The organism is Streptomyces sp. S6 (assembly GCF_054880855.1).
On the sequence record NZ_JBTYMC010000134.1, the window covers coordinates 1 to 17,655 of the forward strand.

14 protein-coding genes, 1 tRNA gene and 2 pseudogenes are annotated in these 17,655 nt (G+C 71.9%); 9 read left to right on the forward strand and 8 right to left on the reverse strand.

Going from position 1 to position 17,655, the window contains the following annotated elements; translation table 11 throughout:
* Positions 1–1,686 (forward strand): annotated as a pseudogene (locus ACVNF4_RS19565) (hypothetical protein); the annotation flags it as partial.
* A gap of 81 nt (positions 1,687–1,767) precedes the next feature.
* On the opposite strand, the gene ACVNF4_RS19570 reads toward ACVNF4_RS19565, so the two are convergent.
* Entirely contained in the window at positions 1,768–2,454 is a 687-nt protein-coding gene (locus ACVNF4_RS19570) for a hypothetical protein (RefSeq protein ID WP_461804135.1), read from the reverse strand.
* A gap of 47 nt (positions 2,455–2,501) precedes the next feature.
* Between ACVNF4_RS19570 and ACVNF4_RS19575 the strand changes: the two genes are divergently transcribed.
* Entirely contained in the window at positions 2,502–2,690 is a 189-nt protein-coding gene (locus tag ACVNF4_RS19575) for a DUF5703 family protein (protein WP_461804136.1), read from the forward strand.
* Positions 2,691–2,910: 220 nt separating this feature from the next.
* Here ACVNF4_RS19575 and ACVNF4_RS19580 read toward each other — a convergent pair whose 3' ends face one another.
* The 3 genes from ACVNF4_RS19580 to ACVNF4_RS19590 form a co-directional block, all read right to left on the reverse strand.
* A complete protein-coding gene (locus ACVNF4_RS19580; protein ID WP_461804137.1) occupies positions 2,911–3,735 on the reverse strand; it encodes a chaplin in 825 nt (274 codons plus the stop codon).
* Between the two features lie 122 nt (positions 3,736–3,857).
* Positions 3,858–4,091, reverse strand: a complete 234-nt coding sequence (gene chpH, locus ACVNF4_RS19585) for a chaplin ChpH (protein WP_461804138.1) — start codon at positions 4,089–4,091, stop codon at positions 3,858–3,860.
* Between the two features lie 132 nt (positions 4,092–4,223).
* Positions 4,224–5,549, reverse strand: coding sequence for a M20/M25/M40 family metallo-hydrolase (locus ACVNF4_RS19590; protein WP_461804139.1), 1,326 nt, complete (start codon positions 5,547–5,549; stop codon positions 4,224–4,226).
* 181 nt (positions 5,550–5,730) lie between these two features.
* Here ACVNF4_RS19590 and ACVNF4_RS19595 point away from each other — a divergent pair.
* The 5 genes from ACVNF4_RS19595 to ACVNF4_RS19615 all read left to right on the forward strand — a co-directional run bounded on the left by ACVNF4_RS19595 (position 5,731) and on the right by ACVNF4_RS19615 (position 12,261).
* Positions 5,731–5,815: transfer RNA gene (locus ACVNF4_RS19595), tRNA-Leu, on the forward strand.
* A 270-nt stretch (positions 5,816–6,085) separates the two neighbouring features.
* The gene (locus tag ACVNF4_RS19600) at positions 6,086–9,928 is read left to right on the forward strand and encodes a Pls/PosA family non-ribosomal peptide synthetase (RefSeq protein ID WP_461804140.1); all 3,843 of its coding nucleotides are present in this window, start codon (positions 6,086–6,088) and stop codon (positions 9,926–9,928) included.
* Positions 9,929–9,993: 65 nt separating this feature from the next.
* Complete coding sequence (locus ACVNF4_RS19605) at positions 9,994–11,343, forward strand: M1 family metallopeptidase (RefSeq protein WP_461804141.1); 1,350 nt, start codon at positions 9,994–9,996, stop codon at positions 11,341–11,343.
* A 141-nt stretch (positions 11,344–11,484) separates the two neighbouring features.
* Positions 11,485–11,643 carry a hypothetical protein gene (locus ACVNF4_RS19610; RefSeq protein WP_461804142.1) on the forward strand — a complete coding sequence of 53 codons (159 nt, stop codon included), beginning with the start codon at positions 11,485–11,487 and terminating at the stop codon, positions 11,641–11,643.
* A gap of 240 nt (positions 11,644–11,883) precedes the next feature.
* A complete protein-coding gene (locus ACVNF4_RS19615; RefSeq protein WP_461804143.1) occupies positions 11,884–12,261 on the forward strand; it encodes a YchJ family protein in 378 nt (125 codons plus the stop codon).
* Positions 12,262–12,268: 7 nt separating this feature from the next.
* On the opposite strand, the gene ACVNF4_RS19620 is transcribed toward ACVNF4_RS19615, so the two are convergent.
* On the reverse strand, positions 12,269–12,970 hold the full coding sequence (locus ACVNF4_RS19620; RefSeq protein ID WP_461804144.1) for a FadR/GntR family transcriptional regulator: 702 nt from the start codon (positions 12,968–12,970) through the stop codon (positions 12,269–12,271).
* A gap of 141 nt (positions 12,971–13,111) precedes the next feature.
* On the opposite strand from ACVNF4_RS19620, the gene ACVNF4_RS19625 reads away from it, so the two are divergent.
* Together ACVNF4_RS19625 and ACVNF4_RS19630 are read left to right on the forward strand one after the other, a co-directional pair.
* Entirely contained in the window at positions 13,112–13,630 is a 519-nt protein-coding gene (locus ACVNF4_RS19625; RefSeq protein ID WP_461804145.1) for a gluconokinase, read from the forward strand.
* A gap of 77 nt (positions 13,631–13,707) precedes the next feature.
* Positions 13,708–15,105, forward strand: coding sequence for a GntT/GntP/DsdX family permease (locus tag ACVNF4_RS19630; protein WP_461804146.1), 1,398 nt, complete (start codon positions 13,708–13,710; stop codon positions 15,103–15,105).
* 473 nt (positions 15,106–15,578) lie between these two features.
* Here ACVNF4_RS19630 and ACVNF4_RS19635 read toward each other — a convergent pair whose 3' ends face one another.
* From ACVNF4_RS19635 to ACVNF4_RS19645, 3 genes and pseudogenes are all read right to left on the reverse strand, one after another.
* A complete protein-coding gene (locus ACVNF4_RS19635; RefSeq protein ID WP_461804147.1) occupies positions 15,579–16,244 on the reverse strand; it encodes a cytochrome b/b6 domain-containing protein in 666 nt (221 codons plus the stop codon).
* A complete protein-coding gene (locus ACVNF4_RS19640) occupies positions 16,228–16,965 on the reverse strand; it encodes a molybdopterin-dependent oxidoreductase (protein ID WP_461804148.1) in 738 nt (245 codons plus the stop codon). Before ACVNF4_RS19640 ends, ACVNF4_RS19635 begins: the two co-directional genes overlap by 17 nt.
* Before the next feature lie 73 nt (positions 16,966–17,038).
* Positions 17,039–17,655, reverse strand: a pseudogene (locus tag ACVNF4_RS19645) (hypothetical protein); the annotation flags it as partial.

The following is a 17,655-nucleotide window of genomic DNA, read 5'->3' on the forward strand; positions in this document are numbered from 1 at the left end:
AGGCACCGCCTTTGCGGTCCGTCGGCGCCGTGTCGGAGCCCTGTCGGGCCTGTCGGCCGGATGTCGGTGGGCCGTCGGCGGGGGCGGGCGATGACGCTGTGGCTGCTGGAGCAGGCGGCCCTGGCGGGGCACACGGCGCTGGAGCTGCCGACGCTGACCGCCGCGCTGGCCCAGCGGGGCGTGCCGGACGCGGACGGCGCCGTCCAGGACACCGTCGCCGAAGGGGAGGCGCTGGTCTTCCAGGACGCCTTGGAGGAGCCCGGTGCCGCTCCCGCACAGGGCGAGGAGGACGAAGAGGGCGAGGAGGAGCGTCCCGTCCGTGTGCTGGTCGGCCTGGAGCGCTACGCCCTCGCGGAGGAGAGCCTCGCCGACGGCCTCGCCCGCGTCGTCAACGCGCTGCCGGCAAGCGACCCGGGGTGGGAGTCGGCCGTGTCTGCGGCCCCGCGTGGCAGCGCCGAACTGATCCGCGCGGTCGCCTCCAGCGGCCTCGTCCTGCACACCGGCGGCGAGGCGTCCCGCGCCGAACCGGCGGCCCTCCTCGACGCCGCCCGTGCCCTCGGCCTCCGCGCGGTCGCCGCCTGTCACACGGCGGACGGCCGTCACCGCTTCGCGTCCCTGCTGAACCCCGGACAGGCTCCGGAGGGAGGCGTCCCGCGCCCCGGGGACACCGCCGCCCCGAACAGCGACCACCCGCACTCCCCCGCGCACCGGACTCCCGGCGTCACCGACCCCGTGGTCACCCTCCCCGGCCTCCTGGCCGGCCTCGAAGGCCCCGGCCGGGACTCCGAGGGTGCCTTCGCTCTCGACCTCCTCGTCCTGCTCGACGCGCCTCAACTGGACGTCGAGACGGCCGCGATGGTCGTGGAGTCGCTGCCGGACGGGGCGCGGCTCGTGCTGAGCGGGGACCCCGGGGTGTTGTGGTCGGCGGGGGCGGGGCGGGTGTTCGGGGATCTGCTGGCCGCGAAGGTGTGCCCGCAGGTCGCCTCACGGACGCCGGACCCGGGACCGATCGGGGAGCTGGTCTCCGGGATCGGGATCGGGGAGCTGAACCAGGTGGAGGCGCCCGGCAAGGAGATCGTGATCGTGCCGGTGCGGGACGCCGGGGAGGCCGTGCACCGCACCGTGCAGCTCGTCGCCGACTCCGTGCCGAGGGCGTTCGGGGTGTCCCCCGAGGAGACCGTCGTGATCACGCCGGGCCACGGCGGCGCGGCGGGCACACGCGCGCTGAACGCGGCTCTCAAGGAGCGCCTCAACCCCGGTCCCGGCCGGTTCGCCGGCTTCGACCCGGGTGACCTCGTCGCCTACTCCCCCGTGCCCGGCCGCAGCGTCCCCGGCCGCGTGGTGGGCGCCGACGCGGACGGCCTGCGTCTGACCTGCGCGGGTGCCGCCGTCGTCGTCCCGAAGGACCGGGTCGAGCGGAGTGTGCGGCACGGCTGGGCGCTGACCGCGCACCAGGCGGTGGGGGGCCGGTGGCCGGCGGCGGTCGTGGTGCTGCCGGGGGACGCGGCGCAGGGGCTGTCGCGGCCGTGGGTGTACACGGCGTTCGGCCGCCCGGAGCGGCACCTGTCGGTCGTCCACGGCGTGGAGCAGGCCCTGCCGCACGCGGTCGCCGGGGTCCTCCGGAAGCCGAGGACGACCCGGCTGCCGGTGCTGCTGCGCGGCCAGGTGCCGGTGGCGGCGGGGTAGCGCCCGGCGGGGAGCCCGGCGAACAGGACGGCCAAGGGGCGCGGAGGGAGTTCCTCCGCGCCCCTTGTCGGGAACTCCCCGCTAACGCCGGTCCGCGTTCAGCGGTTCGAGGTCGTCCTCCTCGATCTCGTCGGCCTCGCCGTCCAGCTCGAAGTCCTCGTCCTCGGCCTCTTCGTCGAAGACGGCGCTGACGTCGAAGCGGCAGACGACCCGCTGGGGGTCGGCCTGGTCGAAGGGGGACTCCAGCCACTCCCCGGGGTCGGCCGGCTCGTCGGCGGCGACGACCCAGAGCGTGGAGTCGCCCTCCTCCAGGCCGAACTCCTTGTGCCGGGAGGCGATCTCGTCGGCCTCGTACTCGCCGAAGAGGACGCCGAGCGCGCCGTGGACGGTGTTCGCGGTGTCCTCGCCGCCGTCGTACTCCGCCGCCTCGACCCGCTGGGCCTGCGCGAGCAGCCGCTGGGGTTCCGCCACGGCGTAGTCGCGCCGGATCAGCACGCTGAGGGCGTTCGGTTCCTCGGGGCCCGCGTAGGGCGGCAGGGAGTCCTCGGTGCCGGGGATCTCGAAGGGGGTGACCTCGTCGTACCGGTCGTAGAGCAGTTCGTCGTACGTCTCCGCCGCAGCGGCCAGTTCGTTGAACGCCTCGTAGACGGCCGGGTCGTCCTCCCCCGACCGGCGTTCGACCGCGGCCAGGTGGCGATCGAGCGCGGTCTTCACCGCCTCGGCGGCGGCGCGTACCTCGGCAGCGGTGGGCTGCGCAGCATCAGACATAGTGCAGACGCTATCCGTACGAGGCCCCAGCCCGCACAATAGATGCGATGCCGGAATACGAATTTGTCGACGTGTACGTACCGCGCGGGGTATCCCGCAAGGAGGCCGCGCGTCTGCTGACGGACCATGCCGAGTACGGACACTGGGAGTTGCAGCGTCTGAGCCTCATGCGGGACGGCAGCCGCAGGGTGCGGTTGCGGCGGCGGATCATCCGCCAGGTACGGGCCACCTGGTGAGCTGATACGCGGACGAAAGGGACGGACGAGACGACGGAGCGGGCCCCGCCGGGTCGGGGTCCGCTCCGTCGCGCTTTCCGCAGGTGGTGATCCCGGCGGCCGGGAGTACGGCCGGGAGTGTGGGCGGGATCACCTCTGCGGTTTCACGGCAGTTGTCGCGTTCCGAGTCGCTTTGCCGTGGTTTTTACGGCCATTGCCTCAGCTTGGCCGAAGATCGCCGTCACGCGGACGTGCGCTTGCGGCGGTAGAGCACCGCCCCTGCGACCAGCATGCCCGCGCCTGCCGGGAGGGCGACGCCCAGGGGGAGTTCGGAGCCGGTGCTCGCCAGTTCGCCGGAGAGGGCGGGGTGTTGGGCCGAGGCGGTGGAGGGGTGAGTGGTGTGGTTCGGGGGGTTGTGGTGGACGGGGGTGGTGGGGTGTGTGGGGCCGGAGGGGTTCGAGGCGCCAGGGGTACCGGGGATGCCGGGGGTACCGGGATGCCCCGGCGTACCCGGGCCGCCAGGACCGCCGGGGCCACCAGGCCCTCCGGGACCGCCGGGCCCACCCGGCCCGCCAGGGTTCCCCGGGTTCCCCGGATGACCGGGGTTCCCCGGATGCCCCGCCCCCTCGTTCCCGCAGTCGTTCCCGAACGCCGGATTCGCGATCCCGACGACGTCGACGCTGTTCCCGCACACGTTCACCGGCACGTCGACCGGCACCTGGACATGGTTCCCGGACCCCACCCCGGGCGACCCCCCGGCGTGACCGCCCGCGTGCGCGCCCCCGGACGCGCCGTGTCCGCCGTACCCTCCATGACCGCCGGAACCCCCGTTCCGGCACGAGTTGCCCATCGCCGGATTGAGCACCCCCACCACGTCCACGGTGTTCCCGCACACGTTGACCGGCACATGCACCGGTGCCTGGACCGTGTTCCCGGACAGCACGCCCGGAGACCCCTCCGCCGCACCCCCCGCCGCCGAGTCCGCGTGCGCGACCCCGCCCGCTGCGGCGATCACCCCCGTCGCCGCCGCCATGGTCATGAGCCCCTTGCGGGTGACCTGTCGCATCCTGATCCCTGCCTTCGCCCTAACCGATGTCCGCTGGTTCCCGAAACCGTCCGGCCCCGGAGCGCATGGCGCGCGCTCCGGGGCCGGTACGGCGTGTGGACGCCCCCCTCAGCGGGGTGGCGTCACTTGTTGATGCAGGTGTTGCCGAAGGCGGGGTTCAGCAGGCCGATCACGGAGATCGTGTTGCCGCACACGTTCACCGGCACGTGCACGGGGACCTGGACGACGTTGCCGGACAGGACGCCCGGGGAGCCGACAGCGGCACCCTGCGCACCGGCGTCGGCGACGGCGAGGCCCGCACCCGCGAGAACGAGACCGCCCGTGGCAGCCGCAGCGGCGACGACCTTCTTGATCATGTGTATTCCTCCTAGTTGGCAAGCGGCCCAAGGTTCGGGCCGCATGACCAGTAACGAGGAGGGGCCAATGGGGCTACGAGCGTATGGTCGGATTCACCCGTCCGAGGGGCACCCGAACGGGCACGCGAAGCCTCAGGACGCGTCGATGAACCGGTCCAGCACCCGTACCCCGAACTGGAGCCCGTCCACCGGCACCCGCTCGTCCACCCCGTGGAACATCCCCGCGAAGTCCAGCTCCGGCGGCAGCTTCAGCGGCGCGAAGCCGAACCCGCGGATGCCGAGGTCGTCGAAGGACTTCGCGTCGGTGCCGCCGGACAGCATGTAGGGGACGGCCTTGGCGGTGGGGTCCTCGGCGAGCAGCGCGGACTGCATGGCGTCGACGAGAGCGCCGTCGAAGGACGTCTCCAGCGCCTTGTCGGAGTGGACGTCCTCGCGCTTGACGCGGGGGCCGAGGAGCCGGTCGAGGTCGGTGAGGAACTCCTCCTCGTACCCGGGCAGGAAACGGCCGTCGATGTGGGCGGTGGCCTCGCCGGGGATGACGTTGACCTTGTAGCCGGCGCCGAGCTGGGTCGGGTTCGCGGTGTTGCCGAGGGTCGCGCCGATCAGCTTGGCGATGCCGCCGAGGCGGGCGAGGGTGGCCTCCATGTCCTCGGGGTCGAGGGGCGTGCCCAGCGCGTCGCCGAGTTCGTCGAGGAAGGCGCGGGTCGTCTTGGTGACGCGGACGGGCCACTTGTGCCGTCCGACGCGGGCGACGGCCTCGGACAGCTCGGTGATCGCGTTGTCGCGGTGGATCATCGAGCCGTGTCCGGCCGTCCCGGCGACGGTGAGCTTCATCCAGTGCATGCCCTTCTCGGCCGTCTGGATGAGGTAGAGCCGCCGCTCCTCGCTGACGGTGAACGAGAACCCGCCGACCTCGCTGATCCCTTCGGTGACGCCGTCGAAGAGGTCGCGGTGCTTGTCGACGAGGTGCCGCGCGCCGTACGTGCCGCCCGCCTCCTCGTCGGCGAGGAACGCGAGGACGATGTCCCGGGGCGGCTTGCGGCCGGACCTGAGCCGGTCGCGCACCACGGCGAGGGTCATGGCGTCCATGTCCTTCATGTCGACGGCGCCCCGCCCCCACACGCAGCCGTCCGCGACCTCGCCCGAGAACGGGTGGTGCGTCCAGTCGTCCGCGTTGGCGGGAACGACGTCGAGGTGGCCGTGGATGAGGAGCGCGGGCCGCGAGGGGTCCTCGCCCTCGACGCGGGCCACGGTCGAAGCGCGGCCGGGGTGGGACTCGAAGATCTTCGGCTCCAGGCCGACCTCGGCGAGCTTCTCGGCGACCCACTCGGCCGCCTGCCGCTCCCCCGGGCCCGAGTGGTCGCCGTAGTTGCTGGTGTCGAACCGGATCAGCTCGGAACAGAGGTCGACGACCTCGTCCTCGCCCCTGACGTACCCGCCTGCGCCCGTCTCGCTCACGCCTGTGCCTCCCGCTGCCGTTTTCTCTCTCCCCCATCCTCTCTCCCCGGCCTCCCGCGCCCAAGGCCGCTCCCGCCCCGTCACACACCGTTCACGCCGATCCACCCGTGATCGAGCACCCCGGAAACCCTGGTAATGTTTACGACGTCGCCGCAGGGGAAACCCACGCGGAACACACCCTGTCCGGGTGGCGGAATGGCAGACGCGCTAGCTTGAGGTGCTAGTGCCCTTTATCGGGCGTGGGGGTTCAAGTCCCCCCTCGGACACTGTGAGCGAAGGCTCCGACCACCCGGTCGGAGCCTTCGCTCGTTTTGTGGTGGATCTCTCTTCGGCAGCAAGATCATGCAGGTCAGAGCGCTGCTCAGGGCGTTGATCGGTTGCTCGAACAGCTCTCCCCGGTGGCAGACGAAGTGGTTGATCCATAGCCTCGTACTAAAATTTCCGGGTTGTTACGGGCTGGAGCCGGACAACCCCAGGCATACCTGCGGGCCCGCCAGCGCCCCGGAGATTTCCGGGCACGAGACGCGAGGGACCTGATGGCGGCCATACACGAGGTCAGCACGGCCTTGCTGGACGAGGAAGAGACGGCGTTCGCGCGGTTCTCGGGGGGCTCTGCCGCCCCGGCGCGCACGCTGGTCGACATCTTCGACAGCACCGTGCGCTTCTACGGCGACGAGCCCGCGCTCGACGACGGCACCACCCAGCTCACCTACCGTGAGCTGGCCGCCGAGGTCGAGCGGACGCGGCGGCGCCTCGCCGAGGCGGGCGTGGGGCTCGGCGACCGGGTCGGGGTGCGGGTGCCGTCGGGCACGAACGACCTGTACGTGGCGATCCTGGCCGTCCTCGCGGCGGGTGCCGCGTATGTGCCGGTGGACGCGGAGGACCCGGACGAGCGGGCCGACCTGGTCTTCGGCGAGGCCGAGGTGCGGGCCGTGATCACCGCCGGGAACGCGATCACCGTCCAGCAGGGCGAGGGCGGACCGGCCGGGCGGCCGGGGATCGAGCACGACGCGTGGATCATCTTCACCTCCGGGTCGACCGGCAAGCCCAAGGGCGTCGCCGTGACGCACCGCAGCGCGGCGGCCTTCGTGGACGCCGAGGCGCGGCTGTTCCTCACCGAGGAGCCGATCGGGCCCGGTGACCGGGTCATGGCGGGCCTATCGGTGGCGTTCGACGCGTCCTGCGAGGAGATGTGGCTGGCCTGGCGGTACGGCGCCTGTCTGGTGCCGGTGCCGCGCTCGCAGGTCAGGAGCGGCGCCGACCTCGGGCCCTGGCTCGTCGAGCAGGAGATCACCGTCGTCTCGACGGTCCCGACGCTGGCCGCGCTGTGGGAGCCCGAGACCCTCAACGACGTCCGCCTCCTCATCTTCGGCGGCGAGGCGTGCCCGCCCGAGCTGGCGCAGCGGCTGGTGACCGAGGGGCGGGAGGTGTGGAACACATACGGTCCGACCGAGGCGACGGTCGTGGCGTGCGCCGCGCTGATGACCGGCGAGGAGCCGATCCGGATCGGGCTGCCGCTGGACGGCTGGGAGCTGGCGGTCGTGGACGACGCCGGTGAGCCCGTTCTCATGGGCGGCACCGGGCAGTTGGTGATCGGCGGGGTCGGTCTCGCGCGGTACCTCGACGCGGAGAAGGACGCCGAGAAGTACGCGCCCCTCGAATCCCTGGGCTGGGAACGGGCGTACCGCAGCGGTGACCTCGTCAAGGCCGATCCCGAGGGGCTGTTGTTCCTCGGGCGGGCGGACGAGCAGATCAAGCTGGGCGGGCGCCGCATCGAACTCGGCGAGGTGGACGCCGCGTTGCAGGCGCTGCCCGGAGTGGCCGGGGGCGCTGCCGCCGTACGGACCGCGCGCAGCGGGAACCAGCTCCTCGTCGGCTATGTGGTGACGCAGGAGGGCTGGGACCAGGCCGCCGCCGTGGAGCGGCTGCGGACCGAACTGCCCGCCGCGCTGGTGCCGTTGCTGGCGCCGGTCGACGAACTCCCCACCCGTACCTCGGGGAAGGTGGACCGTAACGCGCTGCCGTGGCCGCTGCCGGATCTGCAAACCTCTTCGGTGAAGGAGGAGTTGTACGGCACGGAGGCGTGGCTGGCCGAGCAGTGGACGGCGGTGCTGGGTGCGCCCGTCACGAGCGCCTCGGACGACTTCTTCGCCATAGGCGGTGGCAGCCTGTCCGCCGCGCAGCTCACGACGAAGCTGCGTGAGCGGTACCCGACCGCGGCCGTCCTGGACATCTATCAGCAGCCGGTGCTGCGCAAACTCGCCCGCCACCTGGAGGAGTCGGCGCAGGACGACAGCGCCGAGCGGGTCGTCGCGCCGGTGCCGGTGCGCGCGCAGGTGATCCAACTCCTGGTGCTGCTGCCGCTGTTCACCCTGACGGGGCTGCGCTGGGCGACGGTCCTGGCGACGGCCGGGAATCTGCTGCCGGGGTACACCTGGCTGCCGACCGCGTCGTGGTGGCTGATCGGTCTCGTCGCGCTGGTGCTGTTCACCCCGGCCGGACGGCTGGGGATCGCGGCGGGTGGAGCGCGGCTGCTGCTGCGGAACGTGAAGCCCGGCCGGTACCGGCGTGGCGGGAGTGTGCATCTGCGGCTGTGGACGGCCGAGCGGCTGGCCGAGTTCAGCGGGGCGACCTCGCTGACGGGGGCGTGGCTGGAGCGGTACGCGCGGGCGCTGGGCGCGAAGATCGGTCCCGAGGTGGACCTGCACTCGCTGCCGCCGGTGACCGGCATGCTGAAGCTGGGGCGCGGGGCGGCCGTCGAGTCCGAGGTCGACCTGTCCGGCTGGTGGCTGGACGGGGACCGGCTGGAGATCGGCGCGATCAAGGTCGGCGCGCACGCCGTCGTCGGCACGCGCAGCATCCTCTTCCCCGGTGCGCGGGTCGGGAAGCGGGCCGAGGTGGTTCCCGGGTCGGCCGTCGCAGGCCAGGTGCCGACCGGGCAGCGGTGGGCGGGTGCGCCGGCGGTGAAGCTGGGCAAGGCGAAGCGGAGCTGGCCGAAGGAGCGGCCGGCGCGCGGTACGTACTGGCGGTTCATGTACGGCATCACCGGTGGCGCCCTCGGTCTGATGCCGGTGGCCGCCGCTGCCGTCGCGCTGCTGGTGGCGTCGGTGTTCGTGCGGCCCGGCGGGGCGGTGTGGCCGGGTGTCCTGTACGCGCTCGTCCCGGCGACCCTGGCGTACGGGCTCGTCTACGCGTTCCTGACCCTGGCCGGCGTCCGGCTGCTGAGCATCAGGCTCGGGGAGGGGACGTATCCGACGCACAGCCGGGTCGGGTGGCAGGCGTGGACCGTGACGCAGCTGATGGACCAGGCGCGCGAGACGCTGTTCCCGCTGTACGCGGGGCTGGTCACGCCGGTGTGGCTGCGGTCTCTGGGGATGCGGATCGGGCGTGGCGCCGAGGTGTCGACGGTGCTGGCGCTGCCGAGTCTGACGACGGTCGGTGAGGGCGCGTTCCTCGCGGACGACACCCTGACGGCGCCGTACGAGCTCGGTGGCGGCTGGGTGCGCATCGGGCGGGCCGAGATCGGGCGGCGGGCGTTCCTGGGGAACTCCGGGATGACGGCGCCGGGCCGGTCCGTGCCCGAGGGCGGGCTCGTCGGGGTGCTGTCGGCGACGCCGAAGAAGGCGAAGAAGGGCAGCTCGTACCTGGGTCTGCCGCCGGTGAAGCTGCCGCGCAGCGCCTCGGACGGCGACCAGAGCCGCACGTACGAGCCGCCGGCTCACCTGCTGTGGGCGCGTGGTCTGGTCGAGCTGTGCCGGATCCTGCCGGTGTTCTGCTCGGCCGGGATCGCGGTTCTGGTCGTGGCCGCGCTGTGCCTGCTGGGGCCGTGGGCGTTCCTCGCGGGCGGTGTCGTGCTGCTGGGCGCCGGGGTGCTGGGGTCGCTGCTGGCCGTCGCCGCGAAGTGGGCGCTGGTGGGGCGGCACCGGGCCGGGGAGCACCCGCTGTGGAGCTCCTTCGTGTGGCGCAACGAGCTGGCGGACACGTTCGTCGAGGTCGTCGCGGTGCCGTGGCTGGCCGATGCCGTGCCGGGGACGGTCGTCATGACCGCGTTCCAGCGGGGGCTGGGCGCGCGGATCGGGAAGGGGGTCTGGCTGGAGTCGCACTGGCTGCCGGAGGCCGATCTCGTGACGCTCGCGGAGGGTTCGACGGTCAACCGGGGCTGTGTCCTTCAGACTCACCTCTTCCACGACCGGATCTTGCGGACGGATACTGTGGTACTCCGTGAGGGCGCCACACTGGGCCCTGGCGGAATCGTGCTGCCCGGCAGCACGATCGGGGCCCGTACGACACTGGGTCCCGCGTCGCTCGTCATGGCCGCGGAGTCCGTCCCCGACGACACCCGCTGGCTGGGCAACCCGATCGAGGCGTGGCGCCCGTGAGCGCAGGCCACTCGGTGTCCATGGGCGACGGTTCGAGTGGCACGGCGCAGGGAGCGGACGCGGTAGTGGCAGTTCAGCAGACAGTGGGGCCGGACCCGTACTTCCCGGACAACGGCGACCCTCGCTACCGCGTGCATCGCTACGAGATAGCGCTGGACTACCGTCCCGGGCCGAACCGGCTGGCCGGGACGGCGCGGATCAACGCCATCGCCGGGCGGGGGACGCTCGCCGAATTCCACCTGAACCTGGCCGACTTCCGGGTCGGCCGGGTCCGGGTCGACGGGCGTCAGGCCCAATACACCCACCGGGGTGGGCGGTTGCGGGTCCGGCCGCCCAAGTCCGTGCGGGGCGGGGCCGCGTTCACCGTCGAGGTCCACTGGTCCGGGAACCCCAAGCCGGTCAACAGCCCGTGGGGCGGGATCGGTTGGGAGGAGCTGGGGGACGGCGCGCTCGTCGCCAGCCAGCCGATCGGGGCGCCGTCCTGGTTCCCCTGCAACGACCGGCCCGCCGACAAGGCGGCGTACCACCTGTCGGTGACCGTGCCGTCCGCGTACTCGGTGGTCACCGGCGGGCGGCTGCTCACCCGCACGACCCGGGCGTCCACCACCACATGGGTCTACGACCAGTCGGCCCCCACCTCCACGTACCTCGTCGGCCTTGCCATCGGTAAGTACCAGACCGTCCTGCTCGGTGATCTCGGCGTCGGCGGTGTGCCCCAACACGCGCACATTCCGGCCGAGTTGCTCCCTCACTTCTCGCGGGACTTCGCGCGGCAGCCGGCGATGATGGAGCTGTTCCAGGAGGTGTTCGGGCCCTACCCCTTCGACGAGTACGCGGTCGTCGTCACCGAGGAAGAGCTCGATGTGCCCGTCGAGGCGCAGGGGTTGTCCCTGTTCGGCGTCAACCACGTGGACGGCAACCGGGGTTCGGAGCGCCTCGTCGCCCATGAGCTGGCCCACCAGTGGTTCGGCAACAGCGTCTCCGTCGCCGACTGGCGGCACATCTGGCTCAACGAGGGGCTCGCCAAGTACGCGGAGTGGCTGTGGTCCGAGCGGTCCGGGGGGCGTAGCGCGCACGAACACGCCGCCGCCGCGCATCGGTTGCTGGCGGCCATGCCGCAGGATCTTCGGCTCGCCGATCCCGGGCGGAAGAACATGTTCGACGATCGGCTGTACGAACGGGGTGGGGTGGCCATCCATGCCATCCGGTGCGCCCTGGGGGACTCCGCGTTCTTTCCCATGCTTCGGGGGTGGGCCGGGTTGCATCGGGGGGGTGCGGTGACCACGTCCACGTTCGTGGCACACGTGGGGCGGTTCGCCGGGGGGGCTGTGGACGAGTTGTTCGACGCGTGGGTCTATGGGGCCGCACTGCCGGAGTTCCCCGCCATGCCGCCTGTTCCTCCGCTGCCTTCGTAGTTCGGCGGGGTTCACCGCTCCGGATCGCCGAGCTGCGCGTTCGGCGTTCCGATTCGGGGTTGTTCGGGGTTCGGGGGGTGAGCTTCCCATGGCCCGGAAGGTAGGAGCACCTACTGGTCCGGCTCAGCTCGGGAGGACGACATGCGGAAGCTCATCAGTCTTCGGGGTGCGGTGATTCTGGGGATCGCGGGAGTTGTGGGGGTGGGGGTCGGGGAGTCGGTGGGGGCGCCCGGGGGATGGGTGGCGGGGGTGGTGGGGGTTTGGGTGGCTGAGCGGTTGGATCGGGTCATCGGGGAGTAGGGGGCGGGCGGTGCCTGGTTTTCATGGGAAACCGAGTTCGACCGCTCCGACGCCTCCTTCCCGACACATGCGCAGGAGCGGGCCCTTTCCAGTCCCGCGAACAGTCGCCGTACGACCCCGTCGAATCGGGCGCGGAAGACTGCGAGTTCGGGTGCTGCCTCCGGTCCTCCCAAGGTGTCGTCCGAGGCGAGGGTAGGAGCACGCGGCACAGCCTCTGTCCGGTTCCGGCAGAATGGGGGCATGGCACGCCCCACCTCATGCCCCTGCGGACTCCCCCAGCCCTACGAAGCCTGCTGCGGGCGCTATCACGAGGGCCCCGTCACCGCTCCGACCGCCGAGGCGCTCATGCGGTCGCGGTACAGCGCGTTCGTGGAGGGGGACGTCGCGTATCTGATGCGGACCTGGCATCCGGGGACGCGGCCGGGGACGTTGGAGTTGGATCCGGGGATGCGGTGGACCGGGCTGGAGATTCTCGCGGTGAAGGACGGAACCGCGTTTCACCAGGCCGGAGTTGTGGAGTTCCGGGCGTCCTACCGGGGTGGGTCGCTGCATGAGGTGAGTCGGTTCGAGCGGGTTGGCGGGGCCTGGGTGTATGTGGACGGGGAGTTCCCGGCGTAGGCGTGGTTCAGGGTGCCAGGATGTCCAGTTCCTGGAGCGCGCCCTCGGTGATTTCGCGGGTGAGGCGTTCGGCGCGTTCGGCGTTGCCTTCGCGGACGGCTTCGGCGACCTGGACGTGGAGGGTGACGGCGGCGGGGTCGGGGTCGGCGAACATGACGTGGTGGGCGGTGCGGCCGGTGAGGACTTCGGCGACGACGTCGCCGAGGCGGGCGAACATCTCGTTGCCGGAGGCGGTGAGGATGACGCGGTGGAAGGCGACGTCGTGGACGAGGTAGCCGTCCAGTCGGTGGCCCCGGGAGTGCGCGACCATGCCCAGGACGCACTCCGTCAGTTCGGCGCACTGCTCCGGTGTCGCGTTCCGTGCCGCGAGGCCCGCCGCGACGGGCTCGATCGCCGAGCGCAGGACCGTCAGTGAGCGCAGTTGGCGGGGGCGGTCGGTGCCGGCGAGGCGCCAGCGGATGACCTGCGGGTCGTAGACGTTCCACTCGGCGGTGGGGCGGACGATCACGCCGACCCGGCGGCGGGACTCCACGAGGTGCATGGATTCGAGGACTCGGACGGCCTCGCGCATGACGGAGCGGGAGACGTCGAAACGCTGGGAGAGCTCGTCGGTGCGCAGGACACTGCCCGGGGGGAACTCGCCTGCGGTGATCGCGGGGCCGAGGGTGTCGAGTACACGGCCGTGCAGACCTCGGCCCGGAATGGTCATGCACTCAGCGTACGTCCCCGATCACGGACCCAAAAAGTCAGATTTATTGATGCCGAGGGGTTGAATTCGTCGTACCTAATAGGTTTCAGTGATGGCTACATCACTTGTCGGCAGTACGTCGATGAAGACAGCGAGGTAGTGATGAGCACCCCCCAGGTCGTCGTGGTCATGGGCGTCTCCGGCACCGGGAAGACCACGGTCGGTCTCCTGCTCGCGGCCCGGCTCGGTGTCCCGTACGCCGAGGGCGACGACTTCCATCCGCCGGCGAACATCGCGAAGATGTCGGCCGGCATCCCGCTGGACGACGCCGACCGCGCGCCCTGGCTGGACTCGATCGGCGCGTGGGCGCACGACCGGGCCGGGCTCGGCGGGGTCGTCAGCTGCTCGGCGCTGAAGCGGTCGTACCGGGACCGCCTGCGGGCAGCCGCCCCCGGCCTCCTCTTCGTGCACCTCGGCGGCTCCCGCGAGCTGGTCGAGGAGCGGATGCGCCGTCGGGAGGGTCACTTCATGCCGACGGCGCTGCTGGACTCCCAGTTCGCCACGCTGGAGCCGCTCGGCGTGGACGAGGCGGGGGTCGCCGTGGATGTCGCGGGTGCGCCGGAGGAGATCGCCGGGCGGGCGGCCGGCGCGCTCAGGACTCTCGCGGGAACGCCGCGCTAGCCACAGGCCGTTCGGGGACGCCACCAGGCCCGCCCTCCCCTCTCTTCCTCAACCCCCCATACCCGTAAGGGACTCCCGTGACCAGACTCAGCGTCGAGATGCTGGCAGCGGACGCGCCGGAGCCGATCACCTCGGCCGGGCACGCTCAGCTCGGTGTCGCCGTGCTGGCGGGCATCGCCGTCATCGTCCTGCTCATCACGAAGTTCAAGCTCCACGCGTTCCTGTCGCTGACCATCGGCACGCTCGCGCTGGGCGCGTTCGCCGGGGCGCCGCTGGACAAGGCGATCGCCAGTTTCAGTGGCGGTCTCGGTTCGACGACGGCCGGTGTCGGTGTGCTGATCGCGCTGGGCGCGGTCCTCGGCAAGCTGCTGGCGGACTCCGGCGGCGCGGACCAGATCGTCGACACGATCCTCGCGAGGGCGAACGGCCGGACGATGCCGTGGGCGATGGTGCTCATCGCCTCGGTGATCGGGCTGCCGCTCTTCTTCGAGGTCGGTGTCGTCCTGCTGATCCCGGTCGTGCTGATGGTCGCGAAGCGCGGCAACTACTCGCTGATGCGGATCGGGCTTCCGGCGCTGGCCGGGCTGTCCGTGATGCACGGCCTGGTGCCGCCGCACCCGGGGCCGCTGGTCGCGGTCGCCGCGGTCGGCGCGAACCTGGGGGTCACGCTCGCGCTCGGTGTGCTGGTGGCGATCCCGACGGTGATCGTCGCCGGGCCGTTGTTCTCGCGGTACGCGGCCCGTTGGGTGGACGTCCAGGCGCCCGAGAGGATGGTGCCGCAGCGGCCGTCGGAGGATCTGGAGAAGCGTCCGGGCTTCGGTGCGACGCTGTTCACGATCATGCTGCCGGTCGCCCTGATGCTCTCGAAGGCACTGGTCGACATCGTGATCGACGACAAGGGGAACACCGTCCAGCGGGTCTTCGACGTCGTCGGCTCCCCGCTGATCGCCCTGCTGGCGGCCGTCCTCGTCGGGATCTTCACGCTCGGGCGGCCCGCCGGGTTCTCCAGGCAGCGGCTGAACGAGCTGGTGGAGAAGAGCCTCGCGCCGATGGCCGGGATTCTGCTGATCGTCGGTGCGGGCGGTGGGTTCAAGCAGACGCTGATCGACTGCGGGGTCGGCCGGATGATCCTGGAGATCTCGAAGGACTGGTCGATCTCGGCGATCCTGCTGGCCTGGCTGATCGCGGTCGCGATCCGGCTGGCGACGGGTTCGGCGACCGTCGCCACGGTCTCGGCGTCCGGTCTGGTGGCCCCGCTCGCCGCCGACATGTCCACGACGCACGCGGCCCTGCTGGTCCTCGCGATCGGCGCCGGCTCCCTCTTCTTCAGCCACGTCAACGACGCCGGCTTCTGGCTGGTCAAGGAGTACTTCGGGCTGAGCGTCGGCCAGAACCTCAAGACCTGGTCGGTCATGGAGACGATCGTCTCCGTGGTCGCGGGCGGTGTGGTCCTCCTTCTGTCTCTGGTCCTTTAGGAGGACGACGGTGAGTCACGGGGTATCGGTCCGGCGCTCGCCCGGGGTCTCGCGGAAGCGGGAAGGGGTACATCGCCGCGTTCGACGTGACTGACGGGCCGTCAGTCACCGCTGGGATCAAGGGCGTCGGGGAGCGGGGCGCGGCGCGGGCCGCAGGGCGGTTGAGAGTGATTCCCGAGGGGCTCGGCCTACGCCGTGCCGCTCTCCGTCGTGCCGCACGCTGTGCGGCGGGCCGGGGAGGTGCTGGGGTGTCATGTGCCCGGCCGTCGTCGTCGAGAAGGCCGCTGGGGCGGGGCGGATGCGACGGCTCGGGCCGACGATCCGTCAGATGCCGGGTGGCCGGGGGAGGTTGACGTCGCCGTCGAGGTGAGGGGGCGGCGGGGCGGCGGTGGGTTTGTCGGCGTTCGGCCGAGGGTGGGTGTGCGCCGTGGTCCTCTCCTGGATCGCCGTCGCCCTCGCCGTCCCCGCCCGTGTCAGTCTCGGTCCTCAGGGCGCCAGAGAGGGTGTTCGCGGTGGGCCCACTCGCGGCTCACCGAGCCGGTGCGCATGCCGTGGCGGGCCTCGGGGTCGGCGAGGGCCATGCCGATGTGGCCGGCGAGGACGACGCCGATGGTGAGCGCGAGCCAGTCGTGGACGAAGGTCGCGCTGGTGCGCCACATGATCGGCGCGAGGTGGGTGAACCACATCAGCAGGCCGGTGCCGAGCATGACCAGGGTGGCGCCCGCGATCCAGGCGGCGTAGATCTTCTGGCCCGCGTTGAACTTCGCGGCGGGGCGGGACGAGTGGCGCCGGTCGCGGCGCAGGACGGCGCGCAGCCAGCGGCGGTCGTGGGGGCCGAAGCGGTTGAGGTGGCCCAGCTCTCCGCGGAACGCGCGGGAGACGAGGCCGGCGAGGACCGGTACGGGCAGCGCGAGGCCCGCGAACTCGTGGATGCGGACGACGAGTTCGCGGCGGCCGACGAGTTCGGCGAACTCCGGGAGGTAGAGGCAGGCGGCGGTGGCGACGCAGATGCCCATGAGGAGGGCGGTGGTGCGGTGGACCCAGCGGACGGCACGGGTGAAGCGGGGGACGGTGGTCGTCGCCGGGGTGGTGTCCGCGCCGGAGTCCGCTCCCGTGTCGATGTCAGGCGGTGGGTTCATCGTCCCGTCCGTTCGACTTGCCGACCCAGCCGTCGACGTCGTAGCCGCGTTCCTCCCAGTAGCCGGGCTCCACGTCCTCGGTGACCGTGATACCTGAGAGCCACTTGGCGGACTTGTAGAAGTACATCGGGGCGACGTAGAGGCGGACCGGGCCGCCGTGCTCGTGGCCGAGGGGCTTGTCCTGCATGCGCAGCGCGACCAGGACGTCGGCGCGGCGGGCCTGGGCGAGGGTGAGGCTCTCGGTGTAGGCGCCGTCGAAGCAGGTGAAGCGGATCGCGCCCCCCTTGGCCTTGACGCCCGCCGCGTCGAGGAGGTGGGAGAGGCGTACCCCCTCGAAGGGGGTGGCGGGGACGCGCCAGCCGGTGACGCACTGGACGTCCTTGACCATGCGGGTCTGGGGCATGGCTCTCAGGTCGGGGAGGGTGTAGGTCGCGGGGCGGTCCACCAGGCCGTCGATCGTGAGGCGGTAGTTCGTGTCGTTCTTGTGGGGGACGGAGGAGGTCACCGAGTAGTAGCGGAAACCGCCGCCGTTCGGGAGGAGGCTGGTGAGCCCTGTCGGGTCCTTGCCGGCGATCGCGCCGAGCACCGATTCCATGCCGCGCTGGAGGACGGGTGCGGCGGCCACTCCCAGGGCGCCGAGGCCGAGGGTGCCGAGGAAGACGCGGCGGCCGATGGGGGTGCCGTCGGGGGTGGGGGTTTCCTCGGGTGGTTCGGGTTTCACGTTTCCATTCGAGCACCAAGGGGTGGGTGGGGGCCAGTCCTGGGGGTGGGTCTCACCGGGTTCTCATGGGGTATTACGGGTATCCCTCGCCGGCCGTCCTGCCCAGCGCCCTGTCCCGTGCCCTGGTGAACGCCCCGTAGGGGTCGCGGTCGGGGTAAGACCAGGGGCGGGTGGTGGCGTGGTCGGCGATGCGCTGGAAGAGGGCGGACGCCTCGACGGGGCGGCCGGCGCAGACCTTGGCGTGGGCGAGGTAGTTCAGGTCGAGCAGGCGGCGGGGGTGGCCTTCGTGCTCCCACTCGACCCACCAGTCGTACGCGGCCTTCATCACCTCGCGGGCACGGCCGTCGGCCCAGTGCCCGGAGGCGGCCGGTTCGGCGGGCAGGTGCCCCCGGGCGGCCAGCACGCGGTAGCGCTCGGCGTGCGCGACGACCGGGAGGATCGCGAGCGGCGAGTCGGCGGGTGCCTGTTCGGCGGCCCAGGCGGCGAAGTCGTACACCTCGTGCAGCGGGTCGGGTCCGCTGTCCGCACGGCGTTCGGCGAGCCGGGCGACCATCAGGTGGTGGGCCTGGTGGTGGTCGGGGTGGCGGGCGCGGACCTCCTCGAAGAGCCGGACCGCCGCGCCGGCGTCGTCCCCGTCCAGCCGGAGCAGGCCGAGCCAGGGGGTGGGGTCGGCCGGGTTCAGGCGGGCGG